This is a genomic window from Synechococcus sp. M16.1, from assembly GCF_014279895.1.
In the GTDB taxonomy this organism is placed as follows: Bacteria; Cyanobacteriota; Cyanobacteriia; order PCC-6307; family Cyanobiaceae; genus Parasynechococcus.
In genome coordinates, this window is the sequence record NZ_CP047954.1 from 525,516 (window position 1) to 541,928 (window position 16,413).

19 protein-coding genes and 1 tRNA gene are annotated in these 16,413 nt (G+C 62.3%); 7 read left to right on the forward strand and 13 right to left on the reverse strand.

The window, feature by feature from the left end; translation table 11 throughout:
• Window positions 1–5 precede the first annotated feature (5 nt).
• Genes SynM161_RS02870 through SynM161_RS02880 form a run of 3 tightly spaced genes read left to right on the forward strand, consistent with a single transcriptional unit; the run spans window position 6 to window position 2,129 of the window.
• Window positions 6–860 carry an ABC transporter permease gene (locus tag SynM161_RS02870; protein WP_186541927.1) on the forward strand — a complete coding sequence of 285 codons (855 nt, stop codon included), beginning with the start codon at window positions 6–8 and terminating at the stop codon, window positions 858–860.
• Between the two features lie 4 nt (window positions 861–864).
• On the forward strand, window positions 865–1,434 hold the full coding sequence (locus SynM161_RS02875; protein WP_186541928.1) for a hypothetical protein: 570 nt from the start codon (window positions 865–867) through the stop codon (window positions 1,432–1,434).
• Window positions 1,435–1,439: 5 nt separating this feature from the next.
• Window positions 1,440–2,129 (forward strand): N-acetylmannosamine-6-phosphate 2-epimerase, encoded by a 690-nt coding sequence (locus SynM161_RS02880; protein ID WP_186541929.1) that lies wholly within the window; start codon window positions 1,440–1,442, stop codon window positions 2,127–2,129.
• Here the strand turns inward: SynM161_RS02880 and groL are convergent, their stop codons facing one another.
• Window positions 2,130–3,809 (reverse strand): chaperonin GroEL, encoded by a 1,680-nt coding sequence (groL, locus tag SynM161_RS02885; protein ID WP_186497211.1) that lies wholly within the window; start codon window positions 3,807–3,809, stop codon window positions 2,130–2,132.
• 131 nt (window positions 3,810–3,940) lie between these two features.
• On the opposite strand from groL, the gene SynM161_RS02890 reads away from it, so the two are divergent.
• Entirely contained in the window at window positions 3,941–4,117 is a 177-nt protein-coding gene (locus tag SynM161_RS02890; protein ID WP_114988256.1) for a hypothetical protein, read from the forward strand.
• Window positions 4,118–4,126: 9 nt separating this feature from the next.
• Here the strand turns inward: SynM161_RS02890 and fabG are convergent, their stop codons facing one another.
• From fabG to SynM161_RS02905, 3 genes are read right to left on the reverse strand one after another with little or no spacing between them, the layout of a single operon-like run.
• Entirely contained in the window at window positions 4,127–4,879 is a 753-nt protein-coding gene (gene fabG, locus SynM161_RS02895; protein WP_186541930.1) for a 3-oxoacyl-[acyl-carrier-protein] reductase, read from the reverse strand.
• Window positions 4,880–4,926: 47 nt separating this feature from the next.
• Complete coding sequence (locus tag SynM161_RS02900) at window positions 4,927–5,982, reverse strand: TrkA family potassium uptake protein (protein WP_115132167.1); 1,056 nt, start codon at window positions 5,980–5,982, stop codon at window positions 4,927–4,929.
• An 11-nt stretch (window positions 5,983–5,993) separates the two neighbouring features.
• Window positions 5,994–6,827 (reverse strand): glycosyltransferase family 9 protein, encoded by an 834-nt coding sequence (locus SynM161_RS02905; protein ID WP_186541931.1) that lies wholly within the window; start codon window positions 6,825–6,827, stop codon window positions 5,994–5,996.
• A 72-nt stretch (window positions 6,828–6,899) separates the two neighbouring features.
• Here SynM161_RS02905 and ispD point away from each other — a divergent pair, with 72 nt between their 5' ends.
• The gene (ispD, locus tag SynM161_RS02910) at window positions 6,900–7,580 is read left to right on the forward strand and encodes a 2-C-methyl-D-erythritol 4-phosphate cytidylyltransferase (protein WP_186542433.1); all 681 of its coding nucleotides are present in this window, start codon (window positions 6,900–6,902) and stop codon (window positions 7,578–7,580) included.
• On the opposite strand, the gene SynM161_RS02915 is transcribed toward ispD, so the two are convergent.
• Both SynM161_RS02915 and SynM161_RS02920 read right to left on the reverse strand, forming a co-directional pair.
• Window positions 7,564–8,448: an LD-carboxypeptidase gene (locus SynM161_RS02915; RefSeq protein ID WP_186541932.1), complete on the reverse strand. Its 885-nt coding sequence runs from the start codon at window positions 8,446–8,448 to the stop codon at window positions 7,564–7,566. The genes ispD and SynM161_RS02915 overlap by 17 nt on opposite strands.
• Window positions 8,448–9,341: a 4-hydroxybenzoate polyprenyltransferase gene (locus SynM161_RS02920; RefSeq protein ID WP_255441883.1), complete on the reverse strand. Its 894-nt coding sequence runs from the start codon at window positions 9,339–9,341 to the stop codon at window positions 8,448–8,450. The genes SynM161_RS02915 and SynM161_RS02920 overlap by 1 nt, the downstream gene beginning before the upstream one ends.
• An 87-nt stretch (window positions 9,342–9,428) precedes the next feature.
• Here SynM161_RS02920 and SynM161_RS02925 point away from each other — a divergent pair, with 87 nt between their 5' ends.
• Window positions 9,429–11,066, forward strand: a complete 1,638-nt coding sequence (locus tag SynM161_RS02925; protein ID WP_186542435.1) for a Ppx/GppA phosphatase family protein — start codon at window positions 9,429–9,431, stop codon at window positions 11,064–11,066.
• On the opposite strand, the gene SynM161_RS02930 is transcribed toward SynM161_RS02925, so the two are convergent.
• The 6 genes from SynM161_RS02930 to petC form a co-directional block, all read right to left on the reverse strand.
• Window positions 11,050–11,826 (reverse strand): RodZ family helix-turn-helix domain-containing protein, encoded by a 777-nt coding sequence (locus SynM161_RS02930; RefSeq protein WP_186541934.1) that lies wholly within the window; start codon window positions 11,824–11,826, stop codon window positions 11,050–11,052. The genes SynM161_RS02925 and SynM161_RS02930 overlap by 17 nt on opposite strands.
• 90 nt (window positions 11,827–11,916) lie before the next feature.
• Window positions 11,917–11,988 (reverse strand) — tRNA-Val (locus SynM161_RS02935).
• Between the two features lie 25 nt (window positions 11,989–12,013).
• Window positions 12,014–12,775 carry a precorrin-4 C(11)-methyltransferase gene (cobM, locus tag SynM161_RS02940; RefSeq protein ID WP_186541935.1) on the reverse strand — a complete coding sequence of 254 codons (762 nt, stop codon included), beginning with the start codon at window positions 12,773–12,775 and terminating at the stop codon, window positions 12,014–12,016.
• A complete protein-coding gene (gene lgt / locus SynM161_RS02945; RefSeq protein ID WP_255441884.1) occupies window positions 12,772–13,650 on the reverse strand; it encodes a prolipoprotein diacylglyceryl transferase in 879 nt (292 codons plus the stop codon). The genes cobM and lgt overlap by 4 nt, the downstream gene beginning before the upstream one ends.
• Before the next feature lie 5 nt (window positions 13,651–13,655).
• Window positions 13,656–14,591, reverse strand: a complete 936-nt coding sequence (gene petA, locus SynM161_RS02950; protein ID WP_186541936.1) for a cytochrome f — start codon at window positions 14,589–14,591, stop codon at window positions 13,656–13,658.
• A 39-nt stretch (window positions 14,592–14,630) separates the two neighbouring features.
• Window positions 14,631–15,167, reverse strand: coding sequence for a cytochrome b6-f complex iron-sulfur subunit (petC, locus tag SynM161_RS02955; protein ID WP_006850760.1), 537 nt, complete (start codon window positions 15,165–15,167; stop codon window positions 14,631–14,633).
• 47 nt (window positions 15,168–15,214) lie between these two features.
• Between petC and SynM161_RS02960 the strand changes: the two genes are divergently transcribed.
• The gene (locus tag SynM161_RS02960) at window positions 15,215–15,631 is read left to right on the forward strand and encodes a DUF3067 family protein (protein ID WP_115081687.1); all 417 of its coding nucleotides are present in this window, start codon (window positions 15,215–15,217) and stop codon (window positions 15,629–15,631) included.
• Here SynM161_RS02960 and tatC read toward each other — a convergent pair.
• Window positions 15,612–16,316: a twin-arginine translocase subunit TatC gene (gene tatC / locus SynM161_RS02965; protein ID WP_170950543.1), complete on the reverse strand. Its 705-nt coding sequence runs from the start codon at window positions 16,314–16,316 to the stop codon at window positions 15,612–15,614. The two genes, SynM161_RS02960 and tatC, sit on opposite strands and share 20 nt — an antisense overlap.
• Window positions 16,317–16,413: the final 97 nt, after the last annotated feature.

The following is a 16,413-nucleotide window of genomic DNA, read 5'->3' on the forward strand; positions in this document are numbered from 1 at the left end:
CAACGATGACTTCCACACCAGCATCTGTTGCTCTCCAGCAGCAGCAATCCGGAGCCCTCGCCGAGCTCAGCCAGGAAACGTTGGCCCTCACACGGCGCTTGTTTCTTCAGTTGATGCGTCGCCCTTCAACCTTGATCGCAGGGGTTCTGCAACCCCTGATCTGGTTGATTCTCTTCGGTGCACTGTTCGCCAATGCCCCTGAGGGGCTGTTGCCAGGAGGCATGAGCTACGGCCGTTTTCTTGGTGCTGGAGTGATTGTCTTCACAGCCTTCAGCGGTGCTTTGAATGCCGGCCTGCCGGTGATGTTTGATCGCGAATTCGGTTTCCTCAATCGGCTGCTGGTGGCACCGCTGCGAAGCCGCAGTTCCATCGTGCTGGCGTCGGTGATCTACATCACGGCGCTGAGCCTTTTGCAGAGTCTGGCGATCATGGGCACGGCAGCAGTGCTCGGTTACGGATGGCCCGGCATCAGCGGCCTCGCCCTGGTGCTGGTGACGTTGCTGCTTCTGGTTTTTGCTGTGACGGCCCTCAGCCTTGGACTGGCCTTCGCTTTGCCGGGGCACATCGAGTTGATCGCTGTGATCTTTGTGGCCAACTTGCCATTGCTGTTTGCCAGCACGGCCTTGGCCCCGTTGTCATTCATGCCCACCTGGCTGGGCTGGCTTGCGGCCTTGAATCCCCTTACCTTCGCGATAGAACCCATTCGAGCGGCTTACCAGGGTCCTTTGGACCTTTCGGCTGTTCTGCTGGAGGCCCCCTATGGGGATGTCACCGGCACCAGTTGCCTGCTGATCCTTCTGTTCCTCACCATCGGGCTGTTTCTTGCGATTCGCCCTCTGCTCAACCGCAAACTTTCCTGAATCCGTGCTCTCTTCTCCGTTCCAGCAGCCATCACCTCGACAGAACGCTCTGGCCCAACAGATCGAGGAGGCCCGAAACTCAGGTGATCAGGCCTTGCTCGCGGGTCTGATCAGTCAGTGGGTTCACCGTTACGGCTTTGACGGAGCAGCTGAGCTTGATCTGAGTTTGCCGGAACCTTCAGCTTCGAAGCATGGGTTCAGTTCCGCGCCGATGCCTGTCGCGGAGGAGGAGATTGCTCCTGAAGACGAGATCTCTCCTGAAGACGACGTTTTGGTTGAGAACGAGGTGGATGGTCAGGACGAAGTGGTTGCTGAGGATGAGGTGGTCGTTGAAGAAGAGGAGCAGATTGCGGCTGAAGACGACGTGTTGATTGAGAACGAGGTGGATGGTCAGGACGAAGTGGTTGCTAAGGATGAGGTGGTCGTTGAAGAGGACGAGAGTGCAGCTGAAGCAAAGCCGCTTCAACGCAGCTTTGCTTCGGCATCTGTGCCTGCCCCGCCGATCAGCACGCCCCTTTCGCTGCGGCGTTGGCTTCCCCGCCGGGAGGATGACGCTTTCCCCAAGGCGTCCTGAACAGCATGATTCCCAACCCTGAATCCCTGGATCAGGGCCTGATCGTTTCGGTGCAGGCCCCCCAGGGTTCGCCGATGCGCGATCCCGATGTGATCGCAGCCATGGCGGATGCAGCCCTGCGCAATGGTGCTGTGGGTGTGCGGTTGGAAAGCCCTGAACACATCGGTGCTGTGCGTCGGCGCTGTCCGGATGCCTTGATCATCGGCCTCTGGAAATGCACGTTCCCGGACAGCTCGGTCTACATCACCCCGGGCTGGAAAGAAATTCAGGCGGTGTGGTCTGCGGGGGCCGATGTGATCGCTATTGATGCCACAGCCAGACCGCGTCCTGCAGGGCAGGACCTGGCCGCATTGATCCAGCGCAGCCGTGATGAGCTGAGGGCCCCGCTGATGGCTGATGTGGATTCGCTTGAGAATGGTTTGCGGGCAGCCGAACTGGGCTGTGACTGGGTTGGAACCACGCTCTACGGCTACACGGAAAACACGGCACAGCAGCGCCCCCCTGCGTTTGATCTGCTCCCCCAACTTCGCGCTGAGCTTGCCGGCTCGGTTCGTCTGATCTGTGAGGGGGGAATTGCCTCTCCAGGGGATGCACGGTTGGCGTTGCAGGCCGGAGCCGACACCGTTGTGGTGGGGACGGCGATCACCGGAGTGGACCTCCAGGTGATCGCCTATCGCCAGGGAATGATCAGCTGATCACATCATCCCGGGCATACCCATGCCGCCCATTCCGGGCATGCCCATGCCACCCATTCCGCCCATGCCACCCATGGGGTCTCCGTCTCCGGCGGGAGCTGGTGCAGGGGGTTCCGGCTTGTCGGCAATCACAACCTCGGTGGTGATCAGGAGAGAAGCGATCGAAATCGAATCCTGCACGGCCAAGCGCACCACCTTGGCGGCATCAACGATGCCAGCAGCCATCAGGTCCTCGTAGGCGCCACTGAGGGCATTGAATCCCTGGCCGCTGCTGCGCATGCCCGCGATCACAACATCACCGTTCTGACCGGCATTGGTGGCGATCTGATGAATCGGCGCCGTCAGTGCCCGCTGCACGATCTCAACGCCGGTGCGCTGGTCGCCGTTCAGGGATGAAGCCAGGGCGTCCAGGCTGTCGGAGAGTTGCAGCAACGTGCTGCCGCCTCCGGCAACGATGCCCTCCTCGACGGCGGCACGGGTGGCATTCAGGGCATCCTCGATCCGCAGTTTGCGGTTCTTCAGTTCCGTTTCCGTCGGTGCACCGACCTTGATCACAGCCACGCCGCCGGCCAGCTTGGCGATCCGCTCCTGGAGCTTTTCGCGGTCGTAGTCGGATTCGGTGGCCTCCAGTTCACGTCGGATCGCGCCGACGCGCTCGCTCACCGCCTGGCGATGGTCGTCGGTGGCGACGATCGTGGTGCTCTCCTTGCTAATGGTGACGCGGCGCGCCTTGCCGAGATCCTCGAGGGTCACTTTGTCGAGGGTCATCGCCTTGTCTTCGCTGATCAGCGTCCCGCCCGTGAGGATGGCGATATCGGCGAGGGCTGCCTTGCGGCGTTCGCCAAAGGAGGGTGCCCGAACAGCGGCCACCTGCAGAACCCCACGGCTCTTGTTCATCACCAGGGTGGCGAGGGCTTCGCCTTCCACTTCCTCAGACAGGATGAGCAGGGGGGAGCCGCTCTTCTGAACGGTTTCCAGAACGGGGACCAGATCCGTGATCGTGCTGATCTTGCGATCAGTCAGCAGGATCAGGGGGTTTTCAAATTCACAGACCTGACGGTCGGCATCCGTCACGAAGTAGGGGGAGCTGTAGCCCCGGTCGAAGGCCATGCCCTCGGTGATTTCCAGTTCCGTTGCCAGAGACTTCGATTCCTCAACCGTGATCACCCCATCGGTGCTCACCTTGTCCATCGCCTCAGCGATCATCCGACCGACTTCGTCGTCACCGCCGGAGCTCACCGTGGCCACCTGACGAATGGCATCGCCGGCCACGGCCTGGCTCCGCTCGCCCAGTCCAGCCACGACCTGTGCAGCGGCCTTCTCCATGCCTCGGCGGAGTTCCACAGGGCTTGCGCCAGCAGCGGTGTTGCGCAGACCTTCCCGCACCATGGCCTGAGCCAGAACGGTTGCGGTCGTGGTGCCGTCACCGGCCTTGTCCTTGGTCTTCGAGGACACCTGCTGCATCAGCTTGGCGCCAAGGTTTTCGAACGGGTCGTCCAGTTCGATTTCACGGGCGATTGAGTCGCCGTCGTTGACGATGTCGGGTGCGCCGAATTTCTTCTCGAGCACAACGTTGCGACCGCGGGGGCCGATCGTGACGCGCACCGCATCGGCGAGTGCATCAACACCCCGCTCAAGGGCGCTGCGGGATTCGTCAGAGAAGGAAAGGAGTTTGGCCATAGTCGCGGGCACGCCGTTGGTCACTGTCCCACAGCGATGTGGCCCTCGTGGAGAGGTGTTGTGGTGGGGAAAGCCGAATGGTTGGGGGCTGCCCGGATGCCGCTGTCAAATGAACTGATTAGGGTCCGGTCATGGCTGAATCCGGAGCGCTGTTTTTTGTTCTGATGGCGGGGCTGGCCGGTTCGATGGCCCTGGTTTACGTGCCCTTGCGCATCTTTCTCACCGCTACAGCCCGCAGTCGACGGTTACGCCTGCTCCAGCGCATCCGCCGCCTGCGGGATGAGTTAGCCCAACCCCTTGATTCCTGATCCTGAGGGTCAGGCCATCACCATTCCGCCATCCACCTGCAGCACCTGGCCTGTGATGTAGGCCGCGGCCGGGTCGGCGGCAAGGAAGCGCACGGCACCGGCCACCTGCTCCTGGGTGCCAAAGGTTCCCAGGGGGATGTCTTTGAGGATGGCCTCCGCATCGAGGCCCTTGGTCATGTCTGTGGCAATGAAACCCGGAGCCACAGCGTTCACGGTGATGCCACGACTGGCGAGCTCTTTGGCGGTGCTGCGGGTGAGACCGATGACGCCCGCTTTGGCGGCGGCGTAGTTGGCCTGTCCTGCGTTGCCCATCAGCCCAACAACGGAGGTGATGTTGATGATCCGACCGCTCTTCTGTTTGAGCATCGGGCGTGCCACGGCTCGCGTGCAGAGGAACACTCCACTGAGGTTGAGGTCGATCACCGATTGCCAATCGTCGGTTTTCATCCGCATCAGCAGGCCGTCCCGCGTGATGCCGGCGTTGTTCACCAACACATCCAAACGGCCGCTGCGCTCCAGCACCGTCTTGATCAGGCCATCCACCTCAGCCTCAACCGACACGTTGGCTTGCAGGGCATAGGCCTTGCCCCCTGCTGTGGTGATGGCAGCGACAACTTCGTCGGCGGCGGCGGCGGAACTGGAGTAGTTCACAACCACCTCTGCACCGGCTTCGCCCAGGGCCAGGGCGATGGCCCGGCCGATGCCGCGACCTCCTCCCGTCACCAGGGCGGTCTGTCCGGCAAGAGAAGCGCTGGGAGACATGGAGGCACCGTTGATCGGTGGATCGTACGGAGCCGTCGTCATCCAGCTCAACCCGGCATGGTTTCAATCGTGTCGACGGCCTCCCCAAGCAACGATTGAAAGGTGGCGAGCTGGGTTTTGCTTCCCAGCACGATCAGGAGTTGCCCCGGTGCCATCTGGGTGTCGCCGCCTGGATTGGCGATCAGCTTTCCGTTCTCCCGGATCGCCAGCACCATGGCCCCGCTGCGACGGCCCAGCTCCAGCTCCGCCAGGCTCCGCCCGCGGATCTCCATCAGGTGCCTAGGGTCGTGACTCAGCTGGAATTCCTCGATTTCATAGTCGGAGCCCGCCAACAGCTCCATGAAGTTGAGGGCCAGCGGTCGCAGCGCCGAAGCGGCCATCACCCGACCACCAGCCACATAGGGACTGACCACCACAGTGGCGCCCGCCAGCCGCAGCTTTGAGGCGGCTTCATCGCTGTTGGCGCGGGCAATCAAGCGGCAATCCGGTCGTAGGTCCTTGGCGCTGAGGATCACGTACAGATTGGAGGCATCGCTGGGTAGGGCTGCCACGAGGCTGCAGCAGCGTTCAAGACCTGCGTCCAGCAGGGTTTCATCGAGGGTTGCATCGGCTTGAAGCACCCAGAGGCCATTCTCGTCTGCCACGGCCTTTCGTTCTGGATCGGTTTCGATCACCACGAGGGGCACCGCGTCCCGTTGCAGTTGGGCTGCAATCTCCTGTCCGATCCGGCCGTAGCCGCAAAGAATCACGTGGTCGTGAAGGCCTTCCAGCATGCGGAGAAAGCGGAACTCCCGCAGTCTGCGGAAATATCCCGACTCCTTCAGCCCTAGAACGCGTTGGATGGCCAGTTGCACAACCACCAAGCCACCCACCACGATCAAGACGGTGACCAGGCGGCCTGGAGGTGAAAGCGGGGCGACTTCTCCAAAACCGATGGTGCTGATGGTGATCAGCACCATCCAGAGGCAATCGCCCCAGTCCCATCCCTCCGTGATCCGATAACCGAGGGCACCCGCGAAGATCACAGCACTGAGGGCACTGATAGGCCCCCGCCATGGAGCCGTGATCAGCTTCAGCTGTCCCCTGGCTCGGCGCCGCCTCATCGGACGTCTCCTCAGAAACCGAGGGCCGTCAGCACATCACTGCTCTGCAGCGTGGCGAGCTCCTGCGGGCGGCTGAGGCAGCGGATCTCCTGGCGCTCGGGAAGGTCTGCGGCCTCGGCTCCGAGGGCAACCAGGGGGGTGCCGCAATAGATCGCCAGGCGCTGGGACACCGGGCAGCTGCTGAGCGCTACATCGGCATTGGCCACCAAGGCCGCCCGTTTGGGCAGGCTGAGCTCGGCTGGCAGCACCATGCTGCGCAGCGCCGGTAGGCGGCTTTTGATCGTCTCAGGCAGCTGGTGCCATTCCGCTGCAGGCCAGTCATTCCCCTGGCCGGATGGCGACAGCAACAGCAGGGGGCCGTCACCGCTGGGCAGTGCTTCACGGGCTTCCTCAAGAGCCTCTGCCGCCAGGGGCAGGCGGAACTGATCGGCCTTGAGATCAAGGCCCAGGGCTTGAAGAAAGGGGTTGAGACGCTGCGCCGTCCAGCCAGGACCGACGCTGACCTGGTCGGTGCAGGCAAATCCCTCAACCGCCAACCGTTTGGGGATATGGCTCATCGACAGCATCAGGTTCACCTGCTGCCCTTCAGCGAAGTTGATGCAGATCTGAAAGTCGGGTTCGCGCACACAACCGAGCAGGTTGGCCCAGTCCGCAAGGGTGGGGTTGGCCTCGAAGCTGAATGGCAACAGCTTGTCCAGGCACGGCAAAAGCTTCCATGGAGCTGCCTGCTGGGGGTCACAGGCCACCTGCAGGCTGGCGTTGAGCTTCTGGCAGATGTCGGCCAGAGCCGGTAGACGGTCCAGCTGGTCTTCGAGCGAACCCGGGCTCAGGGCAAGAACTCGCATGCAGCGCCGCCATCCATGGTGCGAGCTGATTGTATGGAGGTCGTTTACGCCTGTCTGGGGCAGGAGTCGATTGTGCATCTGTTGATTGCTGCGGCGGGAAGCGGTCGGCGCATGGGTGCGGATCGCAACAAGCTGCTGCTGCCGTTGGCCGGACGCCCCGTCATTGCCTGGACCCTGGAGGCGGCCCTGCGTTCCGAGCGGATCGAATGGATCGGGATCGTCGGCCAGGAGGTCGATCGAGAGGCCATCCTTGCGGTGCTGGATGCACCCAGCAAGCCGGTGCACTGGATCCAGGGCGGCAGCACGCGGCAGGAGTCGGTGCTTTGTGGTCTGGCGGGGTTGCCGGAGCAGGCTCGGCACGTCTTGATTCATGACGGCGCCCGCTGTTTGGCTGAACCGGAGTTGTTTGATCGCTGTGCAGCTGTGGTGGAGGCCGGCACGGCGCTGATTGCTGCAACGCCGGTGAGCGACACGATCAAGCGCGTGGGATCTGATGGTGTGATTCGCGATACGCCGGATCGATCGGAGCTTTGGGCTGCGCAGACGCCGCAGGGCTTTGCCGTTGATCAGCTGCGTCGCGGCCACGCTGAGGCGGTGGCCCAGGGCTGGACGGTCACCGACGATGCGTCGTTGTACGAGCGTCTGGGGTGGCCTGTGCAGGTCTTGGATGCCGGCCCCGCCAACATCAAGGTCACCACACCGTTTGACCTCACCGTGGCGGAGGCCGTGCTCGCCCTCAGGTCAGCAGGCTGAGCCGGCCGTTTTCGCCGTCCAGGCGTGCTATCGCCCCCATGGGCAGGGCTGCGTTTCCGGATCGGTGACCAATGGGCAGGTCCATCACTCTGGGAATGCCGAGATCGGCCGTGCGTTCCTCAAGAACCTGCTCAAGGTTGAAGCTTTCGGAGGCGTCTCTGGTTTCATCGGCGCACCCTTCGAAATTGCCAAATGCCAGACCCGCCAGGCCCTGCAAGCTGCCATTCAGCCTCCACTGAGTCAGCATCCGATCAATGCGGTAGGGCGATTCACCCACGTCCTCCAGCACCAGAACGGCTCCCTTGAGGGGGGGCACAAAACGGCTTCCCAACAGGTGGGTGGCCACGGTCAGATTGGCCACGAGCAGGGGACCGCTTCCCACCCCGCCGCCGCCACCCCGACCTTGCAGGTCAGGAACGGTGTTGCCGAAGAGCAGGTTGCGCAAGCGGTCACGGCTCCATTGCGGTTCCTCCGCAAGTGTTGTGAGCAAGGGGCCATGGATGCCCCCCGCAAACCCTGCTGCCTGGCGGGCCCAGAGCAGAGCTGTCACGTCGGAAAAGCCCAACAGCCAGCCGCTCTGCCAGCGGATGGGCTGCTCCAGCAGCCGAGCAGCCCCCCATCCACCGCGGGCACAGGCGAGCAGCGCTGCCGGTTCTGCCGGATGCAGATCGGCATGGCGCGTGTCATCGCGCCCTGCGAAGTAGCCCCAACGTCGGCTGGCCAAGGTCTGGGGTTGAACATCGAGGCCCCAGCTCTGCAGGACCGCAATGCCCTCCTGCAGCTTGATGTCGTCCTGCAGGGCTGAACTGGCGGCCACACAGGCCACACGGTCTCCAGTTCGGAGCGGAGGAGCCGGGGTGATGCGCATCAGGCTCCCCATCCCCTGGCCAGAACCAGGCCCAGCCAGAGCAGCGTCCCTGCCTGCACCTGCTGGGCAAAGTGCTTCCCATAGGTGCCCATGGAGGCATCTTGTTTCTTCAAGGGGTTGCAGCTGAGCTGCATGAAGACGGCGGCAAGCAACCAGAGAGGCCAGAACGGTGCTGGGATCTGAGCCGACCATGCCGCTATGGCAAGGGTGATGGCTGTCACGAGGTAGCAGCCCCGAACCACAGGAACCACGCGGGATCCGAGGCTCAGGGCGCTGCTGCGCAGGCCGAGGCTGGCATCGTCACGTCGGTCGGCCATGGCATAGACCGTGTCGAAGCCGAAGGTCCAGACCACGGTTGCCAGCCAACTGCACACCAGGGCAGGACTCCCGCTCAAGGAGGCCGTTGCTGCGGCCCAGGGGATCAGCACCGCGAAGCCCCAGCACAGCGCCAAGACCGCCTGGGGGAAGGCGAACCACCGCTTTGCCGATGGATAGCCGAGGATCGGCAGCACGGCCGTGCAGGCCAAGGCGAGACAGAGCCCGAGGCTGGCGGCCGGCAGACTCAGCACAACAGCCAGGCTGAGGCCCAGCAAGATCAGCAGCAGAGCGAAGGCTGGCCCTCGCTGCAGCGCACCTCTGGCCAGAGGCCGATGTTGTGTGCGTTCCACCTGGCCGTCGAAGCGCTGGTCCCAGAGGTCATTGGCGATGCAGCCTGCTCCGCTCACCGCAAGGCCGCCCAGCAGGATCTGCAGGATCAGCACAACACTGGGGGGAGCGCTTGGATTCAGCCAGAGGGCCCAGCCTGCTGGGATCAGCAGAATCAGCCGGCCGGTGGGTTTGTTCCAGCGGAGCAGTTCGATCCAGGGCTGAAGACGGGCAGAGCTGCTGATCACAATCAACGGGATTTGAAGAACCCTAGTCAGGGCCCGATGGCCTCGGCCATCAGTGTCAGAGTGGATTTCATTGCCGCTCTGACGTTGATGCTGGATGCCAAGGCCCCAGCCCAGCCAACGGAACAGAACAACGGCGCGTCGCAGGCAGTGAACGCTGATCAGCGTCGGATCGCCGCCATCGATATCGGGACCAATTCCTTTCATCTTCTGGTGGCAGCCGTTGATCCGAAGCTGCGCACGTTTCGGATCATCCAGGCCGAAAAGGCCACCACGCGTCTGGGGGAGCGTGATCCCGAGACCGGTGAGCTGACCGAGGCGGCGATGCAACGGGGGCTGGAAACCCTTCGCCAGTTCAGAGATCTCGCCGCCAGTCACCGGGTTGAGCAGATCGTCACAGCGGCGACGAGTGCCGTTCGAGAAGCACCCAATGGTCGCGATTTCCTCGAGATCATTCTCGACGATCTGGGGATGGAGGTGGATTTGGTCAGCGGCCCCGAGGAGGCCCGGCTGATCTATCTGGGCGTCCTCTCAGGAATGCCGTTTGGAGACCGTCCGCATCTTCTGCTCGACATCGGCGGTGGCTCCACGGAACTGATCCTTGCCGATGGTCGTGATGCCCGCGCCCTGACCAGCACCCGTGTGGGGGCTGTGCGACTCCAGCGGGACTTTGTTCGGGATGATCCGATGCCCCCTCAACGGCGTTCGTTCCTGAAGGCCTTCATTCAGGGGTCGCTTGAACCTGCGGTCGACAAAGTGCGTCGCAGGATCAAACCCGGTGAAACCCCTGTTTTGGTGGCCACCAGCGGCACGGCGATGGCGATTGGCTCCCTTGCGGCGAGTGAAGAGGAGCGCCCCCCCCGCAAATTGCATGGCTACCGGGTCACCCGGCAGCGCCTGGACAACGTGGTTGATCGTTTGATCACGATGACCCCTGCGCAGCGACGGGAGTTGGCTCCCATCAATGATCGTCGGGCCGAAATCATCGTTCCCGGTGCGCTGATCCTGCAAACCACCATGAAGATGCTGGGTGTGGAGGACTTCGTGCTCAGTGAACGGGCGCTCAGAGAAGGTTTGATCGTTGATTGGATGCTTCGCCAGGGTCTTCTGGAAGACCGCTTCAGCTTCCAGAGCAGCATTCGGCAACGCACCGTGATTCATCAGGTGCAGCGCTTTGCGGTGAACCAGAGCAGGGCTGAACGGGTTGCCAGCCATGCCCTAAGCCTCTACGACGCCACGCGAGGCGTGATGCATGACGACAGTGGCGAAGGGCGTGAACTGCTTTGGGCTGCCGCCATGCTCCATACCTGTGGCCAGCACATCAACATCAGCGCATACCACAAGCACACCTGGTACTTGATTCGTCATGGTGAGCTGCTGGGCTATTCCGAGGCGGAGCACCTGATGGTGGCGGCCATTGCCCGCTATCACCGCCGCAGCCTGCCGAAGAAACGCCATGAGTCCTGGCAGCTTGTGGCCACCCGAGACAACCGTCGTTGTGTTCATCAGATGGCCCTGCTGCTGCGCTTGGCCGCGGCTCTGGATCGCAGGCCTGAGCCGGTGATCTCAGCACTCCGCATCCATGCGGTGAAGGGAAGTCTGGATCTGGAGATCGTCCCTGAGCGGGTCAATCAGAACGTCAGCCTTGAACAGTGGAGCTTGGAAGGCTGCGCTGAGGTGGTGAAGGAGGCGGTTGGCGTGAATCTGCGCGTCAGGGTGCAGGGCTGAGCGGGATCCAGCGGATGTCATCCACAGCGCCAAGGGTGCGTGTCTCGGCGTCGGGAGAACTGAGCTGCACCAGATCAGGCCGGCCGGCGTAGATCTCCACCAGGTCGGGATTGTCAATCCTGCGCTCACCGTTCAGCAGCCCTTCGAATTCCACAATTCCCTCCCGCCGTAGGGCGATCCAGCTGGGTTCGCTGCTGCTGATCGTGAGGCCCAGGTCGGCCGTTGGTGGCGCTGGAACGATGAGGGCATCGCGCTCATCTGCAACCTTGGTCACCTCCAGATCGGTTTCGCTTGGCTCAAGGGTTGGATTGGCAGGCTTCAACCCCTGGGCGAAGCGCGTCAACTCGGAGGCGTTGCTCCACACAACAAAGCCAAGGCCAGCAAGCCCGGCGAGGGCCACGAGGGGAAGTGGATTGAATGTTCTCTGGTTCTGAGGAGCGATGCCTCGTGGTGTTGCCCCGGGAGTCGCCCGTTTGGGCGGTCTGGTGGTGAGGGGGCCGAGGGTTTGAACCATGGCGTCAGCATCCAAACCCAGATGCGAACTGATCCGGCGCACCATGGCCTTGATGAACACGGGTTCAGGCAGTTCGGCTTGATCGCCCCGTTCCAGTGCAGCCAATTGCTCCTCGCCCATGTGCAACTGGCTGGCGAGCTGGTTCTGGCTCAGGCCCGCAGCAGCCCGTGCCTCGGCCAACTGTCGCCCTGCTTCAACCAGGCCCGTGGCTTTGCCCTGGTCGTCCGCAAGACTCCGCTCGTTCATCAATGGGGCATTCGGCCTCGTTCAAAAATGAACTTAGGTCGATTCAATAGTGCAGTCAGCAACTAAGGGATTAAATCCCACCAAAAAATATGGGCGATACTGGATTCGAACCAGTGACCCCTTCCGTGTGAAGGAAGTGCGCTACCACTGTGCTAATCGCCCGCACAAATCGATCTTAAACCACCGCCTATTGGGGTTTCGGACGGAACAGGTGGTCGTGGTCAGGCGAGTAAAGCCGTGAGCGCTGGGTACCACCGGCAAGCGCAGGACTCACCACATAAAGCGTTGTGCGAATCAGATTGCGTTCCCGACTCACCGCAGCCATCTCCCTGAGAGGGACCACGGTGAGCATCTGATCAGGCCAGCTCACCCGATGTCCGATGGCCACGGGCGTGTCGGCGGGGTAGTGCTCCAGAAGGGTGGTTTGCACCTCTTCAACGTGTCGTGCACTCAAATAGATGCAAAGGCTGGCGCGCAGGGCGGCCAGCCGATCCAGCTGTTCCCGTTCCGGCACGCCGGTGCGACCCCCAGCGCGACTGAGAACAATGGTTTGCACCACGCCTGGAAGGGTGAGTTCGCTGGCGAGTCCGGCGGCTGCCGCTTGGTAGGCGCTGATCCCGGGAATCACTTCCACAGGGATGTCGGCGTCGCTCAGGGCGCAGATCTGCTCGTTGATGGCGCTGTAGAGCGCCGTGTCTCCATCGTGAAGCCGCACCACCCGTTTGCCCTGGCGCTGCCGGTCGATGAGCAGCGGGATCAGCTCTTCGAGCGTGGTCGTGCTGGTGCGGATGCGTTCGCAATCCGCCGGCGCCAGATCGGCGATGGCTGGGCAGACCAGGGAATCCGTCCAGATCAGCACGTCGGCTTTGTTCAGACGGTCAGCCGCGCGAAGGGTGAGCAGGTCTGGAGCACCGGGGCCTGCGCCGACGAAACTGACAACGTGACTCAACTGCGTTGGCCTGATGGATCAGGAAGGGGTCGCTTCCGTTGATATAGCCACCAAAGGCCCAGTACGCCGAGCGCGACCAGGGTGCAACTCATCAATTGGGCGATGCGGATTCCCCCGTCGCAAGCCGGTGGAAGCGAACCGATGCAGAGAGGATCAATGCGCAGACCTTCGATCCAGACACGGCCAAGGCTGTAGCCCACCAAGTACACACAACTCATGGCGCCCGATGGGAGCATCCCAGGAGCTTTGAGTCCGCGGCGAAAGAGCAGCATCAACAGTCCGAAGAGCAGCAGGTTCCAGATCGATTCGTAGAGGAACGTCGGGTGGAAAAATTCCGACGTGCTGTACATCACAGGGCGGCTCTGCGCCGGGATGAACAGCTTCCACGGCAGGTCAGTTGGAACCCCGAAGGCCTCGGAATTGAAGAAATTCCCCCAGCGACCGATGGCCTGTCCCAAGGCCACGGAGGGAACCAACACATCCAGCACATCCCAGAAGGGTTGCTGGCGCCAGCGGCAGAACAGGATCAGCGTGATTGTTCCCGCCAGCAAAGCACCGTGGATGGCGATCCCTCCTTCCCAGATGGCCAGGGCCTTGAGCGGGTTGGAGGCGTAGTTGTGCCACTCGAAGGCCACGTAGTAAATCCGTGCTCCGATCACGGCAAACAGCACGAGCACGGGCAGGAGATCGCTGACCAGGCCGTTCTCCAGCTGTCGAAGCTTGGCCAGTCGGCTGGAGAGGTTCAGTCCAATCAAGACGGCTGTTGCAATCAGCAGCCCGTACCAACGCAGGGGAAGGAACCAGTTTTGGGTGTGAGGCAAAAATTCCCCTGGCGACTGGAAGGTCGCCAGGGGAAACAGGGCTTCAACAGCCATAGCGATCAGAAGTTGCCTTCAGCGGCCTGAACCTTTTCGATCTGCTTCTTCTTCAGCACCAGCATGATCTGAGCCAGAGCCACCGCCGCGAAGAAGGCGAGCAGGCCGTAGATCCGAACGGGGTTCTGCAGAACAATCTCTGCGTCCACCTGGCCGAAGCCGCCCACATTGGGGTCGTTGGTCAGGGCAGCACCGGCTTCGATGCTGTCACCAACGCTGACCAGAACTTCAGGACCAACAGGAATGGTCTCGCTCACGCTGCTGCCGTCAGCAGAATTGATGTTGACCACGCTGGAGCCGTTGTCGCCGGGTTCGATGGAGGCAATGGTGCCGCTGGCAGGAGCCGTGTAGACGGTGTTGTTGCTCTTCTCACCGGTGGGATACACCTGGCCACGGCCGCGGTTGCCACCCACGTGGATTTGGTACTTGCCGAAGTGGATGTTGCTGTCGGTGGCGGGATCAGGAGACAGCACAGGGAAGACGATCTCTTGGTGCTCATCACCAGGAATCGGTCCCACCAGCAGGATGTTGGGCTGGTCGTCGCTGTACTGGGTGAAATAGACACCTTCTGTTTCTTCCTTGATCTCGTCGGTCCAGCGGTCCTGAGGAGCCAGGGTGAAGCCATCAGGAAGCATCACAACGGCGCCCACCTGCAGGCCCACATCGCTGCCGTCCGCACCGATTTCCTGCAGGCCCTTTTCGTAAGGAACCTTGACGCTGGCGGTGAAGACGCTGTCGGGGAGGACCGATTGGGGCACTTCAGCCTGGGTCAGCTTTTTGGCCAGGTGGCAGTTGGCGCAAACAATCTTGCCGGTAGCTTCCCTGGGGCTGTCGTAGTTCTGTTGAGCCCAGAAGGGATATGCCCAGCTGGCAGCCGGAGCGATCAGCAGAGCCAGTCCGATGACCAGCGATCCAAGGAAAAGCGAGAGGTGACGACGCATGGGACGGTGAGGGGGATGCAGGCGTAGGGAAGGGAAAAATCAGGCCCACCAGGGCTTATCACCAGTTCGGAAGTCGGTCTCGGTCCACTGGCTCACGAACACGTTGTCGTTCTCCACGCTGACGTTCGCCAGGGCCAGGGAGAGAGGGGCAGGGCCACGAACCACTTTGCCGGTGGCGTCGTACTGACTGCCGTGACAGGGGCACATGAACTTGTTGGCGCCGCTGTTCCAGGGAACAACGCAACCGAGGTGGGTGCAGATGGCGTTGATGCCGTAGCTGCCGATGGCGTCTTCGCCTTCAACGATCAAATAGGTGGGATCGCCTTTGAGGCCCTGCACCAGGCTGCGATCGCCCTCGGGGTGGCTGGAGAGCCAGCCGCTGGCTGTGATCGGGTTGCCCAGCTCATCCTTGGCGCTGGTGCCACCGCCACTGCCAGCGGCCTTGGGGGGGATGAAGTAATTCGCCACCGGGTAGAGGGCTCCCAGGGCCACACCGGTGACGGAGCCGAACGTCAGCAGATTCATGAACTGCCGACGACCCATTCCGGGCACATCGCTCGAGGAGAGTTGGGTCATGGCGGACGTTCATCCAGCTCGGATTGGCGACCATTATGGATGCTTAAGTGCCTGTCAAGCTTTGCAACGACAGGCGTCTACCTGCCCCTGCCGCCCCTGCTTCTGTGCTTGATATCGCCAACGCCGTGCCCGAGCCGCCGCTCAGTGTTGACGAGGTGATGGCCTGTCTACGCCAGCGCTGGCGGGCGACTTACGACCTTCAGCTGGTGGTTCGACGCCGTCGTTTGTACCTCCAGGTGATGTGGGCCTATCTCGAGCAACAGTCGTTCCCGATGGACCTTGAGGCCTATCGGCAGCATCTCGGTGAGGTGCTGGATGTTGTGAATCGTCTTGGTTTGGCGGGTGAGGTGCGCCAATGGCTCGGTTCCACCCGTGACAAACCCCGTCTTGGTAAGGCGTTGAGTCTTCCGCTGGAGGCGACAGGGCCGGAGGCGGAAACGCTGATCAAGGAGTTTCTGGTCTGAAGGATTCGGTCAGGGCCACCAGGCCGACGCCGATCAGGAACAGTGCCGTGATCGCTCCAGCCAGCAGCAGCATCGTGATCGGATCGGTGGATGGCGTAAGTACAGCTCCAGCCAGGGCTGAACCCAGCACAACCCAGCGCCAGGCCCCAAGCATCGGCCGCCAGCGCACCAGCCCCAGGGCCCCGAGGAGCAGTTGCAGAACAGGGAGCTGAAACGCCAGCCCGGTGGCCAGCATCAGCAGCAGAACAAAATCCAGATAACGCTCGATCGACCAGAGCGGCTCCACCACATCGGCGCCGTAGCTCACCAGAAAACGAAGGGCGGCGGGCACCAGGGCCCACCAGGCAAAGGCCAGGCCCGCCATGAACAGAACAGCGGAGCCGGCGACGGCAGGGGCAATCAGGCGTCGTTCGCGGATCGTCAGGCCCGGCAGCACAAAGGCCAGGATCTGAAACAGCACATAGGGCAGGGCCAGGGTGAGGCCGGCGTAGCCGGCTACCTTCAGCGAGACGAATAAAAACTCTCCCGGTGCCAGTTGAAGGAAATGAATTCCGCTGGCTGGCGCTTCCAGCAGGCGCACCAGAGGTTTAACCCCCAGCAGGCAGGTCAGCGCTGCAACAACAACGGCCAGCAAGCTGCGCAGAACCCGTTGACGCAGTTCCTCAAGGTGATCCACCAGAGGCATCTCCACCTCATTGGGCAGATCTGCATCGCCAGGTGCCCTCCCAATGCGAATGGGCGGTGGTGGCTGCAGAGCTGGGGGACCTTCGGGGCGCTCAGAC

Coding starts and splice junctions, on each gene's coding strand:
- SynM161_RS02870 (WP_186541927.1), top strand. CDS start 6: ATGACTTCCACACCAGCATCTGTTGCTCTCCAGCAGCAGCAATCCGGA.
- SynM161_RS02880 (WP_186541929.1), top strand. CDS start 1,440: ATGATTCCCAACCCTGAATCCCTGGATCAGGGCCTGATCGTTTCGGTG.
- groL (WP_186497211.1), bottom strand. CDS start 3,809: ATGGCCAAACTCCTTTCCTTCTCTGACGAATCCCGCAGCGCCCTTGAG.
- SynM161_RS02890 (WP_114988256.1), top strand. CDS start 3,941: ATGGCTGAATCCGGAGCGCTGTTTTTTGTTCTGATGGCGGGGCTGGCC.
- fabG (WP_186541930.1), bottom strand. CDS start 4,879: ATGTCTCCCAGCGCTTCTCTTGCCGGACAGACCGCCCTGGTGACGGGA.
- SynM161_RS02900 (WP_115132167.1), bottom strand. CDS start 5,982: ATGAGGCGGCGCCGAGCCAGGGGACAGCTGAAGCTGATCACGGCTCCA.
- SynM161_RS02905 (WP_186541931.1), bottom strand. CDS start 6,827: ATGCGAGTTCTTGCCCTGAGCCCGGGTTCGCTCGAAGACCAGCTGGAC.
- SynM161_RS02915 (WP_186541932.1), bottom strand. CDS start 8,448: ATGCGCATCACCCCGGCTCCTCCGCTCCGAACTGGAGACCGTGTGGCC.
- SynM161_RS02925 (WP_186542435.1), top strand. CDS start 9,429: ATGCTGGATGCCAAGGCCCCAGCCCAGCCAACGGAACAGAACAACGGC.
- SynM161_RS02930 (WP_186541934.1), bottom strand. CDS start 11,826: ATGAACGAGCGGAGTCTTGCGGACGACCAGGGCAAAGCCACGGGCCTG.
- lgt (WP_255441884.1), bottom strand. CDS start 13,650: ATGGCTGTTGAAGCCCTGTTTCCCCTGGCGACCTTCCAGTCGCCAGGG.
- petA (WP_186541936.1), bottom strand. CDS start 14,591: ATGCGTCGTCACCTCTCGCTTTTCCTTGGATCGCTGGTCATCGGACTG.
- petC (WP_006850760.1), bottom strand. CDS start 15,167: ATGACCCAACTCTCCTCGAGCGATGTGCCCGGAATGGGTCGTCGGCAG.
- tatC (WP_170950543.1), bottom strand. CDS start 16,316: ATGCCTCTGGTGGATCACCTTGAGGAACTGCGTCAACGGGTTCTGCGC.